The organism is Nocardia grenadensis NBRC 108939, from assembly GCF_001613445.1.
GTDB lineage: Bacteria > Actinomycetota > Actinomycetes > Mycobacteriales > Mycobacteriaceae > Nocardia > Nocardia grenadensis.
Genome location: NZ_BDCJ01000019.1, coordinates 180,215 through 204,460 on the forward strand (window position 1 = coordinate 180,215; position 24,246 = coordinate 204,460).

16 protein-coding genes are annotated in these 24,246 nt (G+C 69.1%); 7 read left to right on the forward strand and 9 right to left on the reverse strand.

The window, feature by feature from the left end; all coding sequences use genetic code 11:
• The first annotated feature begins 117 nt into the window (after nt 1-117).
• From NGR01S_RS20775 to NGR01S_RS20790, 4 genes are all read left to right on the forward strand, one after another.
• On the forward strand, nt 118-2,982 hold the full coding sequence (locus NGR01S_RS20775; protein ID WP_063039290.1) for an SWIM zinc finger family protein: 2,865 nt from the start codon (nt 118-120) through the stop codon (nt 2,980-2,982).
• On the forward strand, nt 2,979-4,085 hold the full coding sequence (locus NGR01S_RS20780) for an ATP-binding protein (RefSeq protein WP_063039292.1): 1,107 nt from the start codon (nt 2,979-2,981) through the stop codon (nt 4,083-4,085). The genes NGR01S_RS20775 and NGR01S_RS20780 overlap by 4 nt, the downstream gene beginning before the upstream one ends.
• Nucleotides 4,082-6,502 carry a DUF5682 family protein gene (locus tag NGR01S_RS20785; protein ID WP_063039294.1) on the forward strand — a complete coding sequence of 807 codons (2,421 nt, stop codon included), beginning with the start codon at nt 4,082-4,084 and terminating at the stop codon, nt 6,500-6,502. Before NGR01S_RS20780 ends, NGR01S_RS20785 begins: the two co-directional genes overlap by 4 nt.
• A 156-nt stretch (nt 6,503-6,658) precedes the next feature.
• Entirely contained in the window at nt 6,659-7,837 is a 1,179-nt protein-coding gene (locus tag NGR01S_RS20790; RefSeq protein ID WP_063039296.1) for a VWA domain-containing protein, read from the forward strand.
• A 54-nt stretch (nt 7,838-7,891) separates the two neighbouring features.
• On the opposite strand, the gene NGR01S_RS20795 is transcribed toward NGR01S_RS20790, so the two are convergent.
• The 4 genes from NGR01S_RS20795 to NGR01S_RS30410 form a co-directional block, all read right to left on the reverse strand.
• Complete coding sequence (locus NGR01S_RS20795) at nt 7,892-10,405, reverse strand: ABC transporter permease (protein WP_063039298.1); 2,514 nt, start codon at nt 10,403-10,405, stop codon at nt 7,892-7,894.
• Nucleotides 10,406-10,469: 64 nt separating this feature from the next.
• The gene (locus NGR01S_RS20800) at nt 10,470-11,246 is read right to left on the reverse strand and encodes an ABC transporter ATP-binding protein (RefSeq protein WP_063039300.1); all 777 of its coding nucleotides are present in this window, start codon (nt 11,244-11,246) and stop codon (nt 10,470-10,472) included.
• Between the two features lie 162 nt (nt 11,247-11,408).
• Entirely contained in the window at nt 11,409-13,277 is a 1,869-nt protein-coding gene (locus NGR01S_RS20805) for a serine/threonine-protein kinase (protein WP_063039302.1), read from the reverse strand.
• Between the two features lie 248 nt (nt 13,278-13,525).
• Nucleotides 13,526-14,872: a serine/threonine-protein kinase gene (locus NGR01S_RS30410; RefSeq protein WP_084481508.1), complete on the reverse strand. Its 1,347-nt coding sequence runs from the start codon at nt 14,870-14,872 to the stop codon at nt 13,526-13,528.
• A gap of 109 nt (nt 14,873-14,981) precedes the next feature.
• Here NGR01S_RS30410 and NGR01S_RS20815 point away from each other — a divergent pair, with 109 nt between their 5' ends.
• Nucleotides 14,982-15,752: a deoxyribonuclease IV gene (locus NGR01S_RS20815; protein WP_063039304.1), complete on the forward strand. Its 771-nt coding sequence runs from the start codon at nt 14,982-14,984 to the stop codon at nt 15,750-15,752.
• Between the two features lie 171 nt (nt 15,753-15,923).
• Nucleotides 15,924-16,859 (forward strand): TauD/TfdA dioxygenase family protein, encoded by a 936-nt coding sequence (locus NGR01S_RS20820; protein WP_063039306.1) that lies wholly within the window; start codon nt 15,924-15,926, stop codon nt 16,857-16,859.
• A gap of 424 nt (nt 16,860-17,283) precedes the next feature.
• Here NGR01S_RS20820 and NGR01S_RS20825 read toward each other — a convergent pair whose 3' ends face one another.
• The 5 genes from NGR01S_RS20825 to NGR01S_RS20845 form a co-directional block, all read right to left on the reverse strand.
• Nucleotides 17,284-18,435: an MCE family protein gene (locus NGR01S_RS20825; RefSeq protein ID WP_281179779.1), complete on the reverse strand. Its 1,152-nt coding sequence runs from the start codon at nt 18,433-18,435 to the stop codon at nt 17,284-17,286.
• Nucleotides 18,436-18,719: 284 nt separating this feature from the next.
• Nucleotides 18,720-19,205, reverse strand: coding sequence for a glutathione peroxidase (locus NGR01S_RS20830; RefSeq protein WP_063039308.1), 486 nt, complete (start codon nt 19,203-19,205; stop codon nt 18,720-18,722).
• The gene (locus NGR01S_RS20835; RefSeq protein ID WP_169811941.1) at nt 19,202-20,425 is read right to left on the reverse strand and encodes a cytochrome P450; all 1,224 of its coding nucleotides are present in this window, start codon (nt 20,423-20,425) and stop codon (nt 19,202-19,204) included. Before NGR01S_RS20835 ends, NGR01S_RS20830 begins: the two co-directional genes overlap by 4 nt.
• Nucleotides 20,425-21,225, reverse strand: coding sequence for an SDR family oxidoreductase (locus tag NGR01S_RS20840; protein WP_063039310.1), 801 nt, complete (start codon nt 21,223-21,225; stop codon nt 20,425-20,427). Before NGR01S_RS20840 ends, NGR01S_RS20835 begins: the two co-directional genes overlap by 1 nt.
• Nucleotides 21,225-22,430 (reverse strand): cytochrome P450, encoded by a 1,206-nt coding sequence (locus NGR01S_RS20845; RefSeq protein ID WP_063039312.1) that lies wholly within the window; start codon nt 22,428-22,430, stop codon nt 21,225-21,227. The genes NGR01S_RS20840 and NGR01S_RS20845 overlap by 1 nt, the downstream gene beginning before the upstream one ends.
• A gap of 312 nt (nt 22,431-22,742) precedes the next feature.
• Between NGR01S_RS20845 and NGR01S_RS20850 the strand changes: the two genes are divergently transcribed.
• Complete coding sequence (locus NGR01S_RS20850; RefSeq protein WP_063039314.1) at nt 22,743-24,212, forward strand: aldehyde dehydrogenase; 1,470 nt, start codon at nt 22,743-22,745, stop codon at nt 24,210-24,212.
• The last annotated feature ends 34 nt before the right edge of the window (nt 24,213-24,246 follow it).

Sequence of the window (24,246 nt, forward strand, 5' to 3'; positions counted from 1 at the left end):
GGCGCCAAGCGCTTCCACCCATGACCATGCCGCGGAGAGATTCTGTCGGTGCGGTGCGATAGAAATCTCTCGACCGAGAGACGGGGGCATCATGACCGACCGAAACGAGTCCGCCGGATGACACAACGGTGGAGCGAGAACCAGGTGACAGCACTCGCGCCCGATACGAGTTCCCTCACCGCCGCCCGCAAACTGGCCGGAAAGTGGTCCGGCACCGGCCGGTCCGGGGCCACACTGTGGGGCTTGTGCAAGGGCAGCGGGCAAACCCCGTACCAGACGATCGTCGATCTGGCCGGTCCCGCTTTCCGCTGCTCCTGCCCGAGCCGCAAATTCCCGTGCAAACACGCCCTGTCACTGCTGCTGATCTGGTCGTCGGGCACGGTCGCGGAGTCCGCCGAAACCGCCGATTTCGCCGCCGAGTGGGTCGGCCGGCGGACCGCGAAGGCGGCCGCACCACCGAAGCGGCCGCGCGGCGGCGATCCGGCTACCGCGCAGCAGCGGCAGGAACGGGTGAAAGCCGGTCTGGCCGAACTCGATACCTGGCTCACCGACCAGATCCGCACCGGGCTGGCCCAGACGGATCGTTCCCACGCGGCGTTCGAGGCGGTGGCAGCGCGGCTGGTGGATGCCCAGGCGCCCGGCCCGGCCGCCGCGGTGCGCCGCCTGCCCGACGCGGTGGTGCGCCGGGCGAACTGGCCCGAAGTGCTGCTGGGCCGGTTCGCCTGGCTGCACCTGCTCATCACCGCCCATACGCGATCGGACACGCTGCCCGCGCCGCTGGCGGCTGCCGTCCGCGGCCATATCGGCTATCCGGTTCCGGCGGAAACGGTGCAGGCCGAGCCCGCCGTAACCGACCGGTGGCTGACCGTCGGCACGCGCACCGTGGAAGAAGACCGGTTGCATACGCGCCGGATCTGGCTCCACGGCATGCGGACCGGCCGGTGGGCACTGCTGGTGGATCATTCGTTCGGCTCCCCCGTCTTCGCCGCCGACACCCCGCCGATCGGCCTCGCGGCCGAGTACGCGGTGCACTTCTATCCGGTCGCGGCGCCGCTGCGCGCGGTGGTCGGCCCGGTCCGGGACGAGGCGGCACCCACCGCCGCGGAACCGCCGGAGACCGCCGGGGCAGGGACCGTCGCCGCGGCGCTGACGGATTTCGCCACGGCGGCTGCCGCCGATCCGTGGCTGGAGTCCTGGCCCGTACTACTGCGCGGGGTGACACCTGTCCGGGAGGGCGAGGACTGGCTGCTCGGCGAATCCGACGGCACCGCGCTGCCGCTGGCGGAGCCCGCACAACCGTGGCGGCTGCTCGCGCTGTCCGGCGGCCGGCCGGTGACCGTCTTCGGCCTCTGGACGGGCCGGCTGCTGGAGCTGATCTCCGTCCTGGCCGACGGGGAGTTCCACGATGCGGGGCCCGCCACGGACGCCGCCGGCTCCGCCGTCACCGCCACACCGGAGGCGGCGTCGATCGCCCTGCTGGGTACCACGCGCGGTACGGCCACTCCGCCGGGGATCGGTGCACCGGTCGCCGCGGCCGTCGCGGCGCTCCCGGAGCACGATGCCGCGCAGCGACTGCTCGCGGCCACCGCGCTGGAGATGGCCTGGGCGCGCGGCGGCTATCTGCCCCGCCGGGTCGAGGTATCCGCTGAGCCGGCCGCCGACGACCCCCGACCGGAACTCCCTCGCGCGGCCGCCGACCGGCTGGCCCTGCTGATCGAGTACCGGCCGGAATTCCTGCCCGAATGGTTCGCCGCCGCCGCGCCGCACGAATACCGCGCCCCGCACCGGCTGGTGGGAACGCTGCTCGCATTCGCCTCGAGCGACAGCGGCACACGCGAGGCGGCCCTGCGGCTGGCCGGCGCCCGCGGCCGCTGGCTGGCCGGGTGGATTCCCCGCTGGCACGATCTGACCCGGCGGGACACCGCCGAGCCCGAACCCACCGAGGAGACCTGGCATCTGGGCCGGCCACCGGAACGGCTCGCATGGCTGAACGCGCTGCGACACCGGGATCCGGCTGCCGCCCGCGCCGCCCTGACCGAGGCGTGGCCGCGGGAATCGGGTGCGCCGAAGGCCGAGTTGCTCCGGGTACTCGCCGACGGGCTGGGCCCCGCGGACGAGGAACTGCTCGAGCGCGCGCTGGGCGATCGCCGCGGCGATGTGCGTCGTACCGCCACGGAGTTGCTGGCCCGGCTGCCCGACTCGGCGTTCGCCGCGCGGATGGCCGCGCGCGCCGCCGACTGGATCGAATGCGGCGAGACCGGGGCAGGCCGGGGAACCGAGCTTTTCATCGGCATTCCCGAGACGCTGGACGAATCGGCGATCCGCGACGGTTTCACCGACGGCACCACGGAATTCGGTTACCGCTGGAACGGACAGCCCGATCTCACGGCGACCCGGCTGCGGAAACTGGTGGCCGCACTACCGCTGAGCTACTGGACCGGTCCCCTGGGCGCTCCGGCCCGCGCCGTGGTGACGCAGGTGGACGACCGTTTCCGGCAACCGCTGTTCGACGGCTGGATGGATGCCGCCCTCGCCCAGCGCGATATCCGCTGGGGGGAGGCGCTGTTCACCGCCGGGATGCCGTCGAACCTGGCGATCCTGCGCCGGCGTGAACTGTTCGCACTGCTCCCGCCCGGCGACCAGCTGCGTCATCTGCTGGGGCTGGGTACCTCCTGGCTGTCCGAACTGGAATCCCTGCTGCCCGCGGTGGCTCGTCCCTGGCCACCGGAATTGGCCCGCCATCTCCTGCACCTGTTCGAGGAACGGGCCCGGACCGCCGCAGCTCGGCCGGGCACACCCGGCACCAATCCCAGCGCACACCGTTCGCTGTTGCACACCGCCACACTCCATCTACCACCCGAGTTCGCGGGCGAGGTCACCGCGCTGGCGGGCCGCTGCGAAGCCGACGAGTGGGCCTCGGTCCTCGAATTCCTCGCCCACGACCTGCACCGACGATCCGCAATGCTCGAGGAGCTCCTATGACCACCGCCGTCACCGAACCCGCCCCGGCGCTGCTGCGCCCGCACGCCGAACAGGCCTTCGCCGACGAACTGCGTGCTCTGATCGCCGTGGACGATCGACCGCGACCGCCGTCCTGGACCATGTCGCCGTGGGCGGTGGTCACCTATCTGCTGGGCGGTGCCCTCCCCGACGGCACCGTGATCAGCCCCAAATACGTGGGACCGCGCCGGCTGATGGAGGTCGCCGTCGCGACCCTGGCCACCGATCGCGCCCTGCTGTTGCTCGGCGTCCCCGGCACCGCGAAGACCTGGGTCTCCGAACATCTCTCGGCCGCCATCAGCGGGTCGTCCACCCTGCTGGTCCAGGGCACCTCGGGAACCGCCGAGGAAGCCATCCGCTACGGCTGGAACTACGCCCGGCTGCTCGCCGAGGGCCCCAGCGATGCCGCGCTGGTGCCCTCGCCGATCCTGAACGCGATGCGTTCCGGCGCGATCGCCCGGCTCGAGGAACTCACCCGGATCCCGTCGGACGTCCAGGACGCGCTGATCACCATCCTGTCGGAGAAGACTCTGCCGGTTCCCGAACTCGGGAGGGAAGTGCAGGCCGCCAAGGGTTTCAACATCATCGCGACCGCCAACGACCGCGACCGCGGCGTGAATGAACTGTCCTCGGCCCTGCGCCGCCGGTTCAACACCGTCGTTCTCCCGCTGCCGGGCAGTGAAGCCGAGGAGATCGATATCGTCACCCGCCGGGTCGAGCAGCTGGGGTCGGCGTTGGAACTGCCCGAGGTCCCGGCTGCCGCCGAGGAGGTGCGCCGGGTGGTGCGTATCTTCCGCGAGCTGCGCGCGGGCCTCACCGCCGACGGCCGGACCAAGCTGAAGTCTCCGTCGGGCACACTCTCCACGGCCGAGGCCATCTCCGTGATCACCAACGGTATGGCACTGTCGGCGCATTTCGGTGACGGTGTCCTGCGAGCTGCCGATATCGCGGGCGCGGTGATCGGTTCGGTCGTCAAGGATCCGGTGGCCGATTCGGTGGTGTGGACCGAATACCTCGAGGCCGTCGTGCGCGAACGCCGCGAATGGGCCGATTTCTACCGTGCCTGCCGGGAGATCAACAAATGAGCCCCGCGCAGGCGGGCGAACCCGGCGAGACCCGGGTCTTCGGGATACGGCACCACGGCCCCGGATCGGCGCGGTCGTTGCGCCTGGCGCTGGAGGAGTTCCGGCCCGACACCGTACTGATCGAGGGCCCGGCGGATGCCGACCCCCTGGTGGTCCATATTGCCGCCGCGTCGATGGCACCACCGGTCGCCCTGCTCGGTTATATCTCCGACGAACCCGCCCGGGCCGCGTTCTGGCCGTACGCGGTGTTCTCCCCGGAATGGCAGGCGCTGCGCTACGCGGTCGACAATGAGGTACCCGTCCGGTTCTGCGATCTTCCCGCCGCCCAGGTCCTGGCCGTCGACGACCGCACCGGTGGCCGCGACGCGCTGGCCGAACTGGCGGCCGCGGGCGGTTACGACGATGCCGAACGCTGGTGGGACGCGGTGGTCGAATCGACCTCGGACATCGGGACCTTCGAGGCCATCACCGAGGCCATGGCCGCGCTCCGCGAGACCGCGATCATCGAACCGGAGACCGATACAGGCGCCGGCCCGACCGATGTGCCCGAATCCGGGCTCCGCGCCGGCGATCCGGGGTACCCACCGGCCGGCGGGTTCCGGATCGCTTCCGTCGATGAGGTCGGCGATGGTGCTCCCGGTGCGCCGCCGGCCGCGGCACTTCCCGGCGAGTTCCCGGCCTCCGATGCGGTCGGCGATCCGGCCCCACCACCACCCGAGCCGCTGATCCTGGACCGGCACACCCTGATCCGTGAAGCCCATATGCGGCAGGTCCTGCGCAAGGCACGCAAGGACGGCGCCCGCCGGATCGCCGTGGTATGCGGCGCCTGGCACGCCCCCGCGCTCCAGGAACCGCTCGGGCCGGCCGCGGCGGATCTTCGCCTCCTGAAAGGCCTGCCCAAGGTCAAGGCCACGCTGACCTGGGTGCCGTGGACGCATTCGCGGCTCGCCGCCGCCTCCGGTTACGGCGCGGGAGTCACCTCACCCGGGTGGTACCACCACTTGTTCACCGAGACCGAGCGTCCGATCGCATCCTGGCTCACCAAGGTCGCGAGCGTATTGCGCGGCCACGACCTGCCGGTCTCCAGTGCCCACATCATCGAGGCCGTACGGTTGGCGGAAACCCTGGCGGCCCTACGGGCTCGCCCGCTGGCCGGTCTCTCCGAGGTCACCGAGGCGACCCGCGCGGTGCTGTGCGAGGGCGACGATACGGCGCTGCGCCTGGTCGGGACGGAACTGGTGGTGGGCGAGGCGCTCGGCGCGGTACCGCCCGAGGCGCCGACCGTGCCACTGGAAGCCGATCTGCGGGCCACGGCCCGCACCCTGCGGCTGAAACAGGAAGCTCTGGTCCGCACGCTGGATCTCGACCTGCGTAAAGAACGCGATATCGGCAGGTCGCGGCTACTGCACCGGCTGCGGCTGCTCGGCGTGCACTGGGGCACGCCCAGCGCCGGAATCGTGCAGTCGAAAGGTACATTCCGGGAGACCTGGGAGCTGCGCTGGGAACCGGAGTTCGCGGTCCGGGTGATCGAGGCCGCCCGGTGGGGTACCACGGTGCAGGCGGCGGCCGAGGCGAAAATCCTCGATACGGCCGCGCGATCCGGCAGCGGGGTCACCGAACTCACCGAGGCGCTGGAATTCGCGCTGCTCGCCGAACTGCCGGGCGCACTCGACGGGCTCATCGCCCGGCTCGGTTCGGCGGCCGCGGTGAACCACGATATGACCCACCTGCTGGCGGCGCTGCCGGGCCTGCTGCGCACACTGCGGTACGGCGACGTGCGCGGCACCGATACCTCGGCGCTGACCCATGTCGCCGACAGCATGCTCGTCCGCATCTGCGCCGGTCTACCCGCCGCGGTCACCGGGCTCGGCGACGACACCGCCGCGGCGCTGCGCGATCAGCTCGATGCCGCCACCACCGCGATCCATACCCGGGGCCACGCCGAATCCATCGAACGGTGGCTGGCGGTACTGGCCCGGCTGGCCGACCGGCCCGATGTGCACGGCCTGCTGGTCGGCCGGACGGTACGCCTACTCTGCGACGCCGACCGGATCGATACCGAGGAGGCGGCCCGCCGGTTGGCGGCGGCGCTGTCGGTCGGCAATACCGCGGCCGCCAAGGCCGCGTGGGTCGACGGTTTCGTCGGCGGCCGCGGGCTGGTCCTGGTCCACGATCGCGCCCTGCTGCGGCTTATCGACAGCTGGCTCGCCGATCTGACCGAGGAGCAGTTCGTCGAGGTCGTGCCGCTGCTGCGGCGGACCTTCGGTGCCTTCGAATCCGGGGAGCGCCGCGCGATCGGCGAAGCCGTACGTGACGGCCGCCCGGCCGCGACCGCCGCCGCGGCCACCGAAATCGATCCGGCCCGCGGCCTGCTCACCCTGCGCGCCGTCGCCGGCATCCTGGGAGTCCCCGCTTGACCAATCCCCCGCCCGAAGGCGGGGGATTCCCTTCCGGCTCGCGCCGGAAAGCTCCTGCTTCACAACCGACCGCCCGTCCGGAGGGCTCCCGTTGAGGTCTTATACCGGCTCCACAGGCCGATACCGCCGGCCCGGCGGCCAGCTACGGAGGATCCGATGAACACCACCACACTGCACGACCGCACCGACGAGGCCCGGCTGCGCCGCTGGCGCCTGGTGCTCGGCGCGGCCGCCGAACCGGCGCTCGGCGCACTCGGCACCGCCGACGACAAGGCCATCGACAAAGCCCTCGGCGCGGTCTACGACAGCGGTGGCGGCACGGCCCGCTCCCGCGGTGACCGGGCCGGCGGCCTCGGCGGGTCCGCGCCGCGGGTCGCCCGCTGGCTCGGTGATATCCGTACCTACTTCCCGTCGACGGTGGTCGAGGTCGTGCAGCGGGACGCGGTGGAGCGGCTGAACCTCACCCAGCTGCTGCTGGAACCGGAGCTCATGGAGGCGGTCGAACCGGATGTGCATCTGGTCGGCACGCTGCTGAGCCTGAACCGGGTCATTCCGGAAACCACGAAGGCCACCGCCCGGATGGTGGTGTCGAAGGTGGTCAAGGAGATCGAGGAACGGATCGCGACCCGTACCGTGGCCGCGGTGAGCGGGGCGCTCAACCGGTCCACCCGGACCTCCCGGCCCAAACCGCGCGATATCGATTTCGACCGCACCATCCGCAAGAATCTCGCCAATTACCTGCCCGAACAGCGCACCATCATCGCGGAACGGCTGGTGGGTTACGGGCGGCGGGCCCAAGCGGTGCATCGTGATGTGATCCTGGCGATCGACCAATCCGGTTCCATGGCCTCCAGCGTGGTCTACTCGTCGGTGTTCGGCGCGGTGCTGGCGTCGATGCGGTCGCTGCGCACCTCACTGGTGGTTTTCGATACCGAGGTCGTGGACCTCACCGAGAAGCTGTCCGACCCGGTCGATGTGCTGTTCGGTACCCAACTCGGCGGCGGGACCTACATCAACCGGGCCATCGCCTACTGTCAGTCGCTCATCACCCGTCCCACCGACAGCCTGTTCTTCCTGATCTCCGACCTGTACGAGGGCGGGGTCCGGGAGGAGATGCTGCGCCGCGTGCACGCCTTGAAGGAATCAGGTGTCCAGGTCGTCGTGTTGCTCGCGCTCTCCGATGACGGCGCGCCCTCCTACGATCGCGAGAACGCCGCGGCGCTGGCGGCCCTCGGTGTGCCGGCCTTCGCCTGCACCCCCGACCGGTTTCCGGAGCTGCTGGCCCAGGCGCTGAACCGGGGGGATCTCATGCGCTGGGGAACCGAGCACCGCTGAACCCGGTGCGCACTCCGTGGTCCGGCCCGGGCGGACCGGACCACGGAGCCGGACTCACAGGTCGGCGATAGCGGCCAGCGGCGGGGTGCGCGCCGCCCGGATCGCCGGCCAGAGCGCGGCAAGCACTCCCACGATCGCGGAGCCGACCAGCATGTACACCAGCTGATCCCACGGCACCGCGATCTGGTCCAGCCCGAGATCGCGCAGAGTGCGCAGGAATCCGACGCCCAGCCCCAGGCCCAGGATCGCCCCCACGAGAGCACCGAACACCGCGATCAACATGGATTCCAGGTAGATCGTGCGGCGTACCTGCGCCCGCTGGGTGCCGACCGCGCGCAGCATGCCGATCTCCCGGCGGCGCTCCACCACCGACAGCGCCAGGGTGTTCACGATGCCCAGGACCGCGATCACCACCGCCAGCGCGAGCAGGCCGTACAGAATGGCCAGCAGATTGTTGATCTGCTTGGCGTTCTCGCCCTTGAATTCCTCGCGGTCCTGGACCTGCACGATCACGAATTCCTCGGTGGCCTGCTCCAGATCGGTGCGCATGGACGCAAGGTCGGTCCCCGGCCGGGCCTTGATCAGTACCGCGACATCGGCCCGCAGGGAGACCGGCACCGCCCGCTCGTATACCGTCGACGGCACCATCAACGGGCCCAGGACCTGCGAATCCGCGTAGACCCCGGCAACCGTCAACGGAATCTCGGTACCGTCGAGGGTTTTGACCGGTAGCCGGTCACCGGTGGTCACGCCGTGCTGGGTCGCCTCGTCCTGGCCGAGCAGGATTTCGGAGTCGCCGAGGGTGGAAGAACCGCTCAGCATGTCGAGGTTCACGACCTGGTCCAGGGGGCCGTCGGGCGAGGTGCCGAATTCGTCGTCGTCACCGATCTTCAGCGCCAGCCCGCGCAGGCCCACGGTCTGCGCCGCCTCGGGCACCTTCGCCCGCACCGCGTCGGCGGCGCCGGTCGGCACTCCCATCATCTGCGGCCCGGTGAGGACGTAATCGGCCTCGATGCCCTGGTCCACCACTCGGGAGATACTGACCTTCGCCGATTCGCCGAGCATGCCGATGGCGGTGACCAGCATGAGCCCCAGGGTCAGTGCGAACGCGGTGGCGGCGGTGCGACGGGGATTGCGGGTCGCGTTGTTGCGCGCCATTCGCCCGATCGACCCGAACGGCCGGATGAGCAGGCCCAGTCCGGCCAGCACCGGACGCGACAGCGCGGGCGAGGCGAGCAGCACCGCCAGAATCAGGCCCAGCGCCCCGACACCCACCACGGCGGCCGCCCCACCACCGGTGTAGCGGGCGCCCAGCACCACCAGCCCGATTCCGGCGACCGCCAGGACCGCACCGGTCACCGTGCGCACCCGCAGCGTGTCACCGGCGGAGGCGAACTCCTCGCGCATGGCCTGGACCGGCGGGATCCGGGAGGCGCGGCGGGCCGGCGCGTACGCGCTCACCACCGTCACCAGCAGGCCGACCGCGAAGGCGACCGCCACGGTCCGGGGCAGCACGGTCATCCGGCCCGTCGGCAATCCGAGATCGAACGCGTTCAGCAGCCCGGCGAGCCCGTAGGCGAGCCCGATACCGGCCAGCAGGCCGAGCAAGCTGCCGAGCACGCCGACGACCAGTGCCTCCCCGACCACCGACCGGCCCACCTGACCGCGGCTCGCGCCGACGGCCCGCAGCAGCGCGAGTTCGCGCAACCGCTGTGCCACCAGCATCGAGAAGGTGTTGTAGATGATGAAGGTGCCGACGATCAGCGCGATGGCCCCGAAGGCCAGCAGGAAGTAGTTCAGGAAGTTCAGTGCCTCGGAGAGCTGGGCCCGCATATCGGCGCGCACCTGGTCACCGTTCTGCACCTTGTAGTCCGGGTACAGCATGGACAGCCGGTCACGCAGGGTGTCCCCGGGTATGCCCTGGGCCGCGATATCGACGTAGGCGACGTGGGTCCCGTCGGTGAACAGTTCCCGGGCCTGCGCCTCGGTGAACTGCAAGCCGATAAAACCGCCGGTATCGGACGGCGGCGCGTAGATGCCGGTGACGGTGACGTCGATCGGGCCACCGTGTGAGGGGACGAGCACTTTGGTGTGGTCCCCGACCTTCAGGCCGGCCCGATCGGCGGCACCGGTGTTGAGTGCTATCTGGCCGGGTTCGGCAGGGGGTACACCGGCGACGAACGGATCGGGTTCGGCGACCGCCTGCTGCGGCGGGATATAGGCCTGCCCGGTACTGGGCGCGCCCCCGGTCTGCACCGCTTTCTTCCCGGACGGATCGAGCAGCACCACCGACCCCTGGATACCGGGGGCCACAGTGCGGACCCCGTCCATGGCGGCGATCCGGTCGACCACGTCCTGGGGGATACCCGCGGACTGCCGCTCCTCCGGGCTCACCCGCACATCGACGCCCTTGGCCTCGCCTGCGAAGATTCCGTCGAAGGTGCGCTGCAGCGTATCGGTGAAAACGAACGATCCCGCGATGAACGCGGTCCCGAGCACCACCGACAGCAGCGTCAGCACGAGCCGCACCTTGTGCGCGGCGAGATTGCGCAGTGCCACCCTGCGCATGGGATGGGCGGCCACTACCGGACCGCCCGCGCCGGCCGGGGACGCTCGCACATTCCGGGGTGCGTCACCGGACCTCCAGGGCTTTCATCCGGTCCAGCACCGAGTCGGCGGTCGGATCCCGCATCTCGTCCACGATTCGGCCGTCGGCCAGGAAGACCACGCGGTCGGCGTAGGCGGCGGCGGTGGGTTCGTGGGTGACAATGACGACCGTCTGACCGAATTCGTCCACCGCCGCCCGCAGGATCGACAAGACTTCGCCGGACGAATGGGAGTCCAGGTTGCCGGTCGGTTCGTCACCGAAGATGATCTGCGGTTTACCCGCCAGCGCCCGCGCGCAGGCGACGCGCTGCTGCTGACCGCCGGACAGTTCGCTGGGCCGGTGGCCGAGCCGGTCCTCCAGACCGAGCCGCTTCAGCACAGTGTCGATCCATTCCGAGTCCGGAGCCCGGCCGGCGATATCGAGCGGCAGGGTGATGTTCTCCAACGCGGTCAGCGTCGGGACCAGGTTGAAGGCCTGGAACACGAAGCCGACGCGGTCCCGGCGCAGCGCGGTCATCTGTTTGTCGGACAGGTCGGTGAGCTCGGTGTCCCCGATCCGCACCCGGCCGAAACTGGCATCGTCCAACCCCGCCAGACAGTGCATGAGGGTCGATTTCCCGGAGCCGGACGGCCCCATGATCGCGGTGAACTCGCCCCGTGCGAAATCGACCGTTACCGCGTCCAGCGCGGTGACCCGCGTATCCCCGGACCCGTAGACCTTGGTCAATTCGATGGCGCCGGCGGCGACGGTGGACGAGGAGCCCGGCTCGGCCGGGTCCACGTCGACAGCGTGAGCAGTCATGGGTCCAGTGTGTCGGGCCGCCGCGACCCGCGCCATCCGGGATCGCCCTGACCATTCGTACACCTGGAGGATCGCCGGGTACGCGGGTGGGATGACACCCACCGGTGAAAACGAAACGGCGGGCCGCACCTGCCGTGGGGCCCGCCGTTATCGCTTCGTCACTCAGTTCAGCGGTGCCGACTTCCACCAGGTCAGCATCTCGTCGATGGTGCCGACGATGCCGTCGGTGTACATCAGGTATTGGGCTCGTTCGGGATGATTGGTGAACACCGTGACCATCTTCGGGCCGTCGCTGTCCCATTTGTAGTTGGTGTAGGTTTGGCCGCCATTGGCGTCGGTGGATTTCTCCGAGGTCGCGGGCAGTCCCTTGACCACCGATTCCACATCGGCCGCGGAGGCGTAGGCGTAGATCCGGTAGAACGGATCGTCATTGTTGTTACCGCCGTAGCAGCGCCACTGCCAGGCCCATTTACCGAAGTCGGGTTCGCCGTCGTCGGGGCTGGGTGTGTAGCTGCTGTCGGTCTCCCAGCATTTCGCGTCGTGGTATCCGACCTCCGCGGAGGTCGACGCGGGCACCAGCCGCGGGAACTCCTTGCTGATGGAGTCCGCGGTGGCCGGGACCGGGGCCACGGTGGTCTGGGTACTGGTGCCGGCGGCCGTGGAGTCGGTTCCGCCGCCCCCGCTGCTCCCGGCGAGGGCCACCACGCCGATGACGACGCCGATCAGCACCACGAGCCCGACACAGAGGGCGACGACGAGCCCGGTGTTCGACTTGGGCGGGCGCGGTGCCTGCTGGACCTGCGCCATCGGCTGGGGATAGCTCGTGGGCTGGGCGTATCCGCCCGGCGATCCGCCACCGTAGGGCTGACCGACCGGGGTCGTGTACCCGAGCGTGCCGCCGTAGGGCTGCTGTTGCCCGTCACCGGGCCCCGGCTGGAATCCGCTCGCGTACTGCGGCGCTCCGCCGGCATAGGGCTGGCCCTGGACACCACCAGCATAAGGCTGGCCCTGGACACCACCGCCATAGGGCTGGCCCTGCACATTGCTCGCATAGGGTTGCGCCGGTGCGCCCCCCGCGTAGGGCTGGGGCGCCGCGGTGCTCGGGTACTGATTGGCCCCGCTGTTGTACGGCCCGGACTGATAGGCCGGGTTCACCATGGTGGGCGGCGGTACGGCCAGCGGGATCGCCGGAGAACTCGGCGAGGTCAGTGCCTGTTTGGCGGCTTCGGCGAAGTCGGTACAGGAGGTGAACCGGTCGTCGGGTCGCTTCGCCATCGCCTTGGCCAGGACCGCGTCCAAGGACGGCGGCAGTTCCGGCCGGGCCGCGCTCAGCGAGGGCGGCGGCGACTGCAGATGCCCCTGGATGACCCCCGCCGGGTTCGTGGAGGTGAACGGTCCGCTGCCGGTGAGCAGCCAGTACAGCGAACAGGCGAGCGAATACTGGTCCGAGCGGTGATCGAGATCGGCGCCGGTGAGCTGTTCGGGTGAGGCGTAGGCCAGCGTGGCCGTGAACGTACCGGTCTGGGTGAGGTGTCCGGTGTCGTCGCGCAGCCGCGCGATACCGAAATCGGTCAGGTAGACGCGTTCACCACGGCCTCCGGTCGAGCGGGCCAGCAGGATATTGGCCGGTTTCACGTCCCGGTGCATCACGCCCATACCGTGCGCGTAGTCGAGCGCGGACGCGGTTTCGGCGATGATCTGGACAGCACGTTCGGGCGGCAACTTCTGCGGATCCACCGAGGCGGCGTCGATACCGTCGATGTACTGCATCGAGATCCACAGCTGTTCGTCTTCGAGCCCGCGGTCGTAGACCGTGACGATATTGGGGTGGTCCAGGCGGGCGACCAGATCGGCCTCCCGTTCGAACCTGGCGCGCACCTCCTTGTCGAAGAACATCTCGCGGTTCAGCAGCTTGAGCGCTGTCATCCGCGGCAGCCGCGGATGTTTCGCGAGGTAGACCGAGCCCATCCCACCCCGGCCGAGTTGCCGGTCGATGACATAGCCGGCGAAAACATCGCCGTTGGCCAGCATGTCTGCTCCAATTCCCGCCTGCGGGACCGGGACCCACCGGTACGCAGGCGTAGACGAAAAGCGTGTCCGGACCGTGGCGCTCCGGGCACGCGAAATCATCGAAACCATAGCAGCAGTGGATCGAGCGCCGAGGGCTCTCACCGGTCCACATACGCAGCCGCAACACCGCCGCTACACGGATACCGCGCTACCGGCGCGCACGGAACCTCCGGCCCGGGCGACCGCCCGCGACGGTGCGGGACCCGGCGCTATGGCGCGGCGCCGGGATCCCGGGGCGGCCGGTGGGGTTGCGCCGGCGGCGGGGTCGCCCCGGGGCGGTTGCGGAAGCCGGGCAGATCGATGATCGCCGGTTCGGCCGGACTCGAACGGTGCGGCCGGGCCGGGCGGGTGGCCCGTTCGTCCGCCGAGGACATGAGGTCGGGCGCGTGCCGGGTATCGGGACCCGGCTGCCGGAACTCGGCCGAACCCGGTGGCGGCCCCGCCGTGGCCGGAGGCCGATGGTCACCGGGCCCCGGAGGCGGGCCGGGCTGCCGGTATTCCGCGGACCGGTAGGGCGGGGCCGCGCCCGGATGCGGGTATTCGGTGGACGGATACCGCGGCGGCGGACCGGGGCGGCGGTGTTCGGTGGCGGGATACGCCGGCAGCCGCCGCATCCCGGGCTGCCGGAACTCCCCCGATCCGTACCCCGGAGCGGGTCCGGTCGGTGCCGGATACCGCTGGGCGGGCCGCAATCTGACTCCCGGCGGCCCGCCACGCGGTCCCGGCGGGCGCAGTGTCCGCGCGGCGGCCGTCGCGAATTCGGTACAGCTGAGGAACCGGTCGGCGGGATTCTTGGCCAGTGCCCGCGCGAGGACCTCGTCGAGCCCCGGCGGTAGTCCGGGCCGGATCCGGGTGAGCCGGGGCACCGGCGTGGTCAGATGCGCCTGGATGAGCTCGGCCGGATTGTTGCCGCGATACGGCCCCGACCCGGTGAGCAGCCAGAACAGGGTGCAGGCCAGTGAGTACTGGTCGCCGCGGTGGTCGAGTTTCGCGCCGGTCAACTGTTCGGGTGCGGCGTAGGCCAGCGTCGCGGTGATGGTGTCGGCGGCGGCGATGGTGGTTTCGGCGTCGCGCACGCCCGCGATACCGAAATCGGTGAGCAGGACCCGTTCCGGCTGTCCGATGGGCGGTTTCGCGAGCAGGATGTTGCCCGGTTTCACATCCCGGTGCAGCACTCCGTTGGCATGGGCGAAGTCCAGGGCGATCCCGGTATCGGCCACGATCTGGACCGCCCGCCGGGGGTCGAGGACGTGCAGGTCCACCAGCGAGGCGTCCGAACCCGGGACGTACTGCATCGAGATCCAGAGCTGTTTGCCCTCGGCGCCGCGGTCGTAGACCGTGACGATATTGGGGTGCTCGAGCCGGCCCGCCAGTTCGGATTCCCGTTCGAACCGCAGGCGGATCTCCCTGTCGGAGTAAAGGTCCGGGTTCAGCAGTTTCAGCGCGACCAGTCGCGGGAGCCGTGGGTGCCGGGCGAGGAACACCATGCCCATACCGCCGACGCCCAGCCGCCGCCGGATAGCATAGCCCGCGAAGTCGTCACCGGGCTCGAGCATGGCCGATTCCCCCTCGTCGGGTCGTACGCGTGTCTTCCGGTGTATCTTCCCGCACCGCCCGGGCGCAACACGAGGGCCGGTTGTCGGTGCGGGCCGATAGTCTGACGCCATGCGCATTGGAGCACATGTCCGCACGGACAGCGACCCGATCGGGTACGGCGAGCGACTCGGCGCCGATGTCGTCCAATTGTTCGTGGTGGATCCGCAGAGCTGGGACAAACCCACGCCGCATCCGGCGACCGAGCAGATCCTGGCCAGCCCGATCGATGTGGTGGTCCATTCCTCGTATCAGATCAATGTGGCCAGCACCAACAACAGGCTGCGGATGCCCTCCCGTAACGCCGTGGCCCAGCAGGCGCGGGCGGCGGCCGATCTCGGCGCGTTCGGGCTGGTGGTGCACGGCGGTCATGTGCGCAACGACGACGAGATGGCGGCCGGTTTCGTCAACTGGCGCAAACTGTTCGAGCGCCAGCAGGACAAGGGCGGTTTCGCGGTTCCGATCCTGATCGAGAACACCGCCGGCGGCAACCATGCCATGGCCCGGCATTTCGACAGTATCGCCCGCCTCTGGGATGCGGTCGGCGACTACGGGGCCGGGTTCTGCCTCGATACCTGTCACGCCTGGGCGGGCGGGGAGGATCTGGTGGGCGTAGTCGAGCGGATCCGCGGCATCACGGGCCGGATCGATCTGGTGCACCTCAATTCCTCCCGGGACGCGTTCGATTCGGGCGCCGATCGGCATGCCAATTTCGCCGAGGGCACCATAGATCCGGGTCTGCTCACCGAGGTGTGCCGGACCGCCGACGCGCCGGTCGTGCTGGAGACCCCCGCCGAGGGAATCGCCGACGATCTGGCCTATCTGCGCGAGCATCTCGGCTAGCGCCGCGAAGCTCCCGGTTCGTGCCGGCCGGGGCATACCGAATCATGACGGCGACGCGGCGCCCGGATGATCGCACGTTGTGATCAGCGCGACCGCAATCCTGTTCGGTGCGGGGCCCCGGTGATGTGCTCGAGAGGCGAACGATTCCGCTCTCGATCCGTGAGGTGCCTCATGACATCCGACAACGCCACCCCCGCCACCCTCCCCACCGTGGTCAAGCTCGGATCCAAGATCGGAGCGCGCGTCGACGGGGTACGGCTGGGCGGTGATCTCGGTCCAGCGGCCGTCGAGACCATCCGCAAAGCACTGGTGGAACACAAGGTGATCTTCTTCCGCGGCCAGGATCAGCTCACCGAGGACGGCCAGTACGAATTCGCCGAACTGCTCGGCAGCCCGACCACCCCGCATCCGACGGTCACCTCGCACGGCGAGAAGACCCTGGCCATCGACTCGGAGTACGGCAGCGCCAACAGCTGGCACACCGATGTGACCTTCGTGGACCGCATCCCGAAGGCGTCGATCCTGCGGGCGGTGACCCTGCCGTCCTACGGCGGCTCCACCACCTGGGCCTCCACCGTGGCCGCCTACGAATCGCTGCCCGAGCCGCTGCGGCTGCTGGCGGAGAACCTGCGGGCGGTGCACACCAATGTCTACGACTATGTGGGCCGCCACGGTGAGCACCCGGACCAGAAGACCCGGGAGCACCGCGCCGAGTTCGAATCCTCGCTCTACGAAACCGAGCACCCGGTGGTGCGAGTTCATCCGGAGAGCGGCGAGCGCGCGCTGCTGCTCGGCCATTTCGTGCGCAACTTCGCCGGCTTCTCGACCACGGAGTCGCAGACGCTGTTCCGGCTCTTCCAGGATCGGGTGATCCGGCTGGAGAACACGGTGCGCTGGGAGTGGCAGCTCGGCGATGTCGCGATCTGGGACAACCGCGCCACCCAGCACTACGCGGTGAACGATTACGACGGACAGCCGCGCCGGCTCACCCGGATCACGCTCGCCGGCGACATCCCGGTGGGTGTCGACGGACGGCCGAGCGCGGTAATCACCGGTGACGCCGGTCACTACTCGGTGGTCGAGGCGCCCCGCGCGCTGGCCTCCTGAGCCGGTAGGTCCCGCGGCCGGGGCGAGCGCCGAGGTCCGCCGGGAAACCCGGGTGCGACCGGCCGCGGGGCCATCCGCCAGACTGGGGGCCATGACTTACTGGCCACCGACAGGTTCGCCCCAGGCGGCACCGGGCGCTACCGGGGCCTTCCCGGCCGATTCCGGGGCCGGCGTCGCAGACCGGGCCCGGACCGCCATGCGCCGCCCGCACGACGGTGGCGCGGGGGCCGCCCGATGAAACGACGTCGCACTGCCCGCGGCCCACGCAGCCGCAACCGTCACGAGCTGCGCGCCCCCGCGCACCGGCGGCCGACGGTCCATCCCAACCCCGCGGGTCTCAGCGACAAACCCTGCGGCGGCGTGATGTGTGTCCGTCCCGGGCCGGGACAGCCCGAGGCCGGGTCCTAGTACCGCTGCTCCCTGCTCAGCGCATACCGGGCATACCACCGAAGAGGAACTCGAATACGGTCGGATGGTTCTGGTAGATCCGGGTGGAGGGGATGAACGGATTGACCTCCGAGGTGTCGGTGACCACGTAGTCGGAGTGGCTGCCCGGCACCCGGTCCAGGACGCCCGCGCAGCGCGGGCCGCCGGTGGCATTCACCTTGGGTAGATCGTTCGGGTACTGGTAGGCCTCGGCCCCGTACATGAAGCTGGCGTTGAACGAGGCGCCCGGGTTCCGTCCGCCCATCAGGTCGTCGGCCAAGGGCATCGCTTTGGCCAGCCCGCGAATGACGCAGTCCAGCGAAGGTTTGTAGGCGTCGAGCAGATCGGTGGTGGGCCGGAGCAGGTCCAGCGCGGTGGCCAGGTTCTGTTCGTTCTCGGTCAGGACCGCGCCGGTGGTATCGGAGAGGCCGATCGTATCCAGCAGCAACGCGTCGAAGCTCTGCTCGTTGTCGGTGAGCGTGTGGCCGAGGGCGGTGGCATTGTCCACCGTGCGCAGCAGATCCGGCGCGGTATCGGCGTAGAGGTTCGTCACTGTGGCGGTGGCCTGGAAATCGTGCTGGAGTGCGGGGATGCTCGGATTGATCTCGCGCAACAGCCGGTCGGCGTTCACCAGCAGATCACCGAGTCGCTCACCGCGCCCCTGGAGCGCGGTACCGAGCGCGGTGAGCGTGGCATTCAGTTTCGTCGGTTCGACCATGTTCAGGACTTCGGTGAGCCGCTCGAACAGCGTGTTGAATTCGACGGTCACCGATTCGCCACGCAGAACCTGGCCCGGTTGCAGGCGGCCGGCGGGCTGGGCCGGTTCGACGAAGTTCACGTATTTGGCCCCGAAAACCGTGGTGGAGCGAATATCGACCCCGGCGTTGCCCGGGACGAGCCGCATCAGATCCGGGTTCATATCGAGTTCGAGGCGGACCTCCCCGTTACCGGATTCGATCTTCCCGACCCGGCCGACCTCCGCGCCCCGGAATTTCACCTTGGCGTCGGGATCCATCACCAGCCCGCTGCGCGGTACCACGACCGACACCGGTTCCTTCGGCGTGAACCCGCCGAAGAACATGACCAGCGAGAAGACCACGGCCGCGGCGATGACCACCACCATCCCCAGTGCCGCGAGCTTGTACCGCACGGCGGCCCAGACCTTGTGCCGTGTCGTTGTCGGCCGATCGGACCGATTGGGTATCGGTACCACCACTCACCTGCCTCGAGCGGTTCGGCACCCCGGCGTGCCGAACTGAACCGGATTTATGTCCAGACAGTTGTCCATGTTATGGGCGATTCAATCCGGGCGGGCGATTTTCACCGATCACGTCCGGATTGCGCCGAATCATGCTGTTCTCGCAGGTAGAAAGTGAAAAAGGCCCGCTCACCACTGGGTGAGCGGGCCTCGATCATAAGCCGTTACGGCATCGGTTACAGCGCTTTCTCGATCGCCGCGACCAGCGTGTCCGCGTCCGGTGTGGTAGTGGGCCGGAACCTCCCCACCACCCTCCCGTCCCGGTCGATCAGGAACTTCTCGAAGTTCCACTGCACATCACCGGCCGTATCCTCGGCGTCGGGGGTTTCGACGATTTCCCGGTACAGCGGGTGCCGGCCGTCGCCGTTCACCTCGACCTTCTCCAGCAGCGGAAAGTCCACACCGTAGGTGGTGGAACAGAACTGCTGGATCTCCTCGGCACTGCCCGGTTCCTGCCCCATGAACTGGTTGCACGGCACACCGACCACACTGAAACCACGATCCCCATAGTTCTTCTGCAGTTCGACCAACCCGGTGTACTGCGGTGTGAGACCGCATTTCGACGCGACGTTGACCAGCAGCACCACCCGGTCGCCGACCAGCTCACCGAGCGTGGACGCCGAACCCGACAGTGTGTTCACCGGAATATCCCGAACGTTCATGCGTAGCGCACCTGCCAACTCTTGATTCCGTTGATCCACCCCGATCGCAACCGTACCGGATCGGAAACGGAGAACAGGTCGGGCATGGCGTCGGCGATCGCGTTGAACATCAGGTCGATTTCCAGCCGGGCCAGATTGGCGCCCACACAGTAATGGGTGCCGGTGCCGCCGAACCCGACATGCGGATTCGGATCGCGCAGGATATCGAAGGTGAACGGTTCGTCGAATCCCGCTTCGTCGAAATTGGCCGAACTGTAGAACAATCCGAGGCGCTGCCCCTTCTTGATCTCCTGCCCACCCAGGATGTGGTCGGCGGTGGCGGTGCGCTGGAACGCGGTCACCGGAGTGGCCCAGCGCACGATTTCGTCCGGCGCGGTTCGCGGCCGCTGCTCCCGGTACAGCGCCCACTGTTCCGGATTGTCCACGAACGCCTTCATTCCGTGGGTGATGGCATTGCGGGTGGTCTCGTTACCGGCCACCGCGAGCAGGATGACGAAGAAACCGAACTCGTCGGAAGCCAGCCCCTCCCCATCGACATCGGCGTTGACCAGCTGGGTGACGATATCGTCGGCCGGACACGACCGCCGTTGTTCGGCCATGTTCCAGGCGTAGCCGAGGATCTCCGCCGAGGCCACGGTCGGGTCGCCGTATTCGGGATCGTCATAGTTGAGCATCTGGTTCGACCAGTCGAACACCTTGCGCCGGTCCGCCTGCGGGACTCCGAGCAGTTCGGCGATCGCCTGCAGGGGCAGTTCACAGGCGACCTGGGTGACGAAATCGCCGCCACCGCTCTTCTTCGCCTCGTGCACGATGCGGTGCGCGCGCTCGGTGAGCGCCGCACGCAGACCCTCCACCGCCCGCGGGGTGAAACCCCTGGAGATGATCCGTCGCACCTTGGAATGCTTCGGAGGGTCCATGTTCACCAGCAGTGCTTCGGTGAGCTGCATCTGGTCGGGGGTGATATCGCCGGGCAACCGGACGATGGACCCCTTCTGCTGCGAGGAGTACAGCTCCGGGTTGCGGGACAGCTCCTTGACGTCCTCCAACGTGCTGACCACCCAGTAGCCGCCGTCGTTGAAACCGCCCGAGGTCTCGTCGGATTGGGCGTTCCACCACACCGGTGCCGTCCGGCGCAGCAGCGCGAATTCCTCGACCGGACTGCGATCGGCCCACAGTGCGGGGTCGGTGAAATCGAAACCCGGGGGCAGTGCCGTGGACATCAGGAGTCCTTTCCTTCTTCCGGGAGCGGTCGCAACGGCGCTTCCGGTTGCACCTCGACCAGCACGAGATGGGCGCCCCGCGGGGTGCCGACGACCGCCGACACCGCCCGGGCCAGATCGGAGGCCCGCAACATGTACGGATGCCGTGCCAGGCCCCAGGCCTGCCAGGACTCCAGCAGCGGTCCCACCACCTCGGGCGATGCGTTCATACCCATGCCGGTGACAGTCGGGCCGGGCCGGACCAGTGAGGCCCGGATACCGGTGCCCTCGAGCTCCATCCGCAGTTGCTGCACCATTGCCTCGACGCCGGCCTTGGCGGCGCTGTAGGCCCCGTTCCACGGCCGCGGCAGCGGCGCGCAGTCGGAGCTGATCAGCACCACATCGCCGCGCCGGCGGGCCAGCATGCCGGGCAGTACCGCATGGGTCATGCGATGCGCGCCGACCAGATGGATCTGTACCTGATGCGCGAAATCGGCCGGGTCCATGTCCTGGATGAGACCGAATTCGATATCACCGGCCCCGGAGACCAGGATCTCGGTGGGCCCGATGGCCGCTTCGGCGGCGGCGACGAATTCGTCCACCGAGGCCTGGTCGGTCACATCGAGGCGGTGGGCGAAGGCGGTACCGCCGTCGGCCCGGATTTTCCCGGCCAGATCTTCCAGGATCTCCACCCGGCGCGCGCCGAGCGCCACCGGATGGCCCTGTGCGGCCAACTCCACGGCGGTGGCGGCACCGATACCCGACGAGGCACCGGCCACGATGGTCGGCCGCTTCTCGGGATGGGGGTCGAACCGGGGCATTACCGCACCTCCACGGAGATCGGGAGCTCGGCGAAGCCCCGCACATTGGACGAGTGGACGCGGACGAATTCGCCCTCGCGCACCCGGTAGGACTTCACCCGCGCGGCGAATTCGCGCAGGGCGACCGTCGCTTCCAGGCGGGCCAGATGGGCGCCGAGGCAGAAATGCACACCGGCGCCGAAGCTGGCCAGATTGCCCTTCTCGGCGCGATCCAGGTCGTAGGCGTCGGCGTCGTCGAAGACCTCGCCGTCCCGGTTGGCCGAACCGATCAGCAGCAGCACCTTCGACCCCGCCGGGACGACCCGGCCGTGGTACTCCAGATCCTCGGTGGCGGTCCGCGCGACGATCTGGCTCGAGGTGTCGTAGCGCAGGGTCTCCTCGATCCAGTCCGTGACGCGGTCCGGATCGGCGGTGACCTTGGCGTATTCCGCCGGGTTGCGACCGGCCCAGTACAGGGCGTTGCCCAGCAGTTTGGTGGTGGTCTCGTTCCCGGCCACCACCATCAGGAACATGAAGCCGATGATCTCGTCGTCGGTGAGCCGGTCACCGTCGATCTCGGCCCCGAGCAGCGCGGAGGTCAGGTCGTCGGTGGCGTTCTCCCGGCGCGTCGCGACCATGTCCGAGTAGTAGACCACCAGGTTCAGCGAGGCCTCGATCGCCGAATCCGGGACATCGGTCACCCCGTCCTCGCGGTGCATGACCATATCGGCCATATGGCGGATCTCGTCGCGGTCGGCGGCCGGGACCCCCATCAGCTCGGAGATGACGTCCATCGGCAGTTTGCCCGCGAAGTCCTGGATCCAGTCGAATTCGCCGCGCTCGAGCGCCGGTTCCAGGTATTCGAGTGTCAGGTCCCGGATGCGGGTCTCCATATCGGCGACCCGCTTGGGGGTGAAACCTTTGAACACCAGCTTGCGCATCCGCATATGCCGGGGATCGTCCATGGCGAGAAACGACATGGTTCTGTGCGCGTGCGGCCCCCAGGCCGCGGGGTCGAGCGACACGCCGTTGGCATTCGACAGCGCGGCGGCGTTGCGGAATCCCGCGGTGACATCCGCGTGCCGCGACAGCGCGTAGAAGTCGAGTTCGGCGTTGTAGTAGAGCGGCGCCTCCGCGCGCAGCCGGGCGTAGATCGGGTACGGGTCTTCGTGGAAGACGTAGTCGTAGGGATCGAACGCCACCGGCTCCAACGATGCGGCCGTCATCGGACCCACCTCTGTTTCGATAACGAGTTCTCGCCGGGCGCGACCGATTGGCCACCAAGGGGAGACACATAGCTGGACATGTGTCTGGACGGTACCAGGGGCGCGCCCCCGCGACAATGATCGTACGGGAATCGACTGTTCAGGAGCGCGGGCGCGGCCACGTATCGGTAGCGATCCGACCCACCGCCCGCGATCCCGCCGGATATGCGGCACGATCAGCACGGAGCGCCGAACTATAGAACCCGTTCTTGCACTCCGGAAAGAGTCCGGACTATATTCCAAACACCTGTCCAGACAGTATTGGGGTCTTCCATGAACAGTCTTCTGCCCGGCGACAGTTCTCGACTGCTGATCGGCGGCAGCCTCGTGCCCGGCGGCAACGGCGTGTTCGAGAATGTGAACCCGGCGACCGAAGAGGTCATCGGCACCGCGGCCGACGCTGACGCCGCCGATATGAATGCCGCCATCGCCGCCGCCCGCACCGCCTTCGACGAGACCGATTGGTCCCGTGACCACGCGTTCCGGGTGCGCTGCCTGGAGCAGTTGCAGGCCGGGCTGAAGGCGCACGCGGGGGAACTGCGCGAGATCACCGTGGCCGAGGTGGGCGCGCCGATCATGTTCACCAGCGGGCCCCAGCTCGAGGGCCCCGTCGAGGACCTGAGTTTCGCCACGCGATTGGCCAGGAACTACGAATGGGAAACCGAACTCGGGGTGGCCGCGCCGATGGGTATCAGCACCCATCGCGCGCTGCGCCGCGAAGCGGTCGGCGTGGTCGGCGCCATCACCCCGTGGAACTTCCCGCACCAGATCAACTTCGCGAAACTGGGTCCGGCACTGGCCGCCGGCAATACCGTCGTCCTCAAACCCGCCCCCGACACCCCGTGGTGTGCCGCCGCGCTCGCGTCGATCATCACCGAAGAGACGGAGCTCCCGCCCGGAGTGGTCAATATCGTCACCTCCGCCGATCACGGCCTGGGTGCTCAGCTGTCCGGTGATCCGCGGGTCGACCTGATCAGTTTCACCGGGTCCACCAACACCGGTCGCGCCGTGATGGCCGCGGCCGCGGCCAATCTCAAGAAGACCTTCCTCGAACTCGGTGGCAAATCGGCGTTCATCGTGCTCGACGACGCCGATCTCGCCAGCGCGGTGAGCTACGCGGGGTTCTCGCTGTGCGTCCACGCCGGCCAGGGCTGTGCACTGTCCTCGCGCCTGCTGGTACCGCGGCACAAATACGAGCAGGCGCTCGAGGCCGCCGCGAACACTATGCGCGGTATCCGCCCCGGCGACCCGACGAACCCCGGCACCGTCTGCGGTCCGGTGATCTCCGACCGCCAGCGCACCCGGGTACTCGGCTATATCGACAGCGCCCGTGCCGACGGCGGGCGGATCGTGGCCGGCGGCGGCCGCCCGGCCGAGCACGACCGCGGGTTCTATGTCGAACCCACCGTCATCGCCGATCTGGACAACAGCGCCAAGGCCGCCCAGGAGGAGATCTTCGGCCCGGTCCTGGTGGTGCTCCCCTACGACGGCGACGACGATGCCGTCCGGATCGCCAACGACTCCCCCTACGGCCTGTCCGGCGCGGTGTGGGGTAAGGACCCCGAGCGGATCCGCCGGGTCACCGACCGGGTGCGTACCGGCACGCTCGGCGTCAACGGCGGTATGTGGTACAGCGCCGACGCGCCCTTCGGCGGCTACAAACAGTCCGGTATCGGCCGCGAGATGGGGGTCGCCGGGTTCGAGGAGTACCTGGAGACCAAACTCGTCGCCACCGCGCAGTAGGCGCGCCCGGCCGGTCCCACAGCAGCGGAAACCC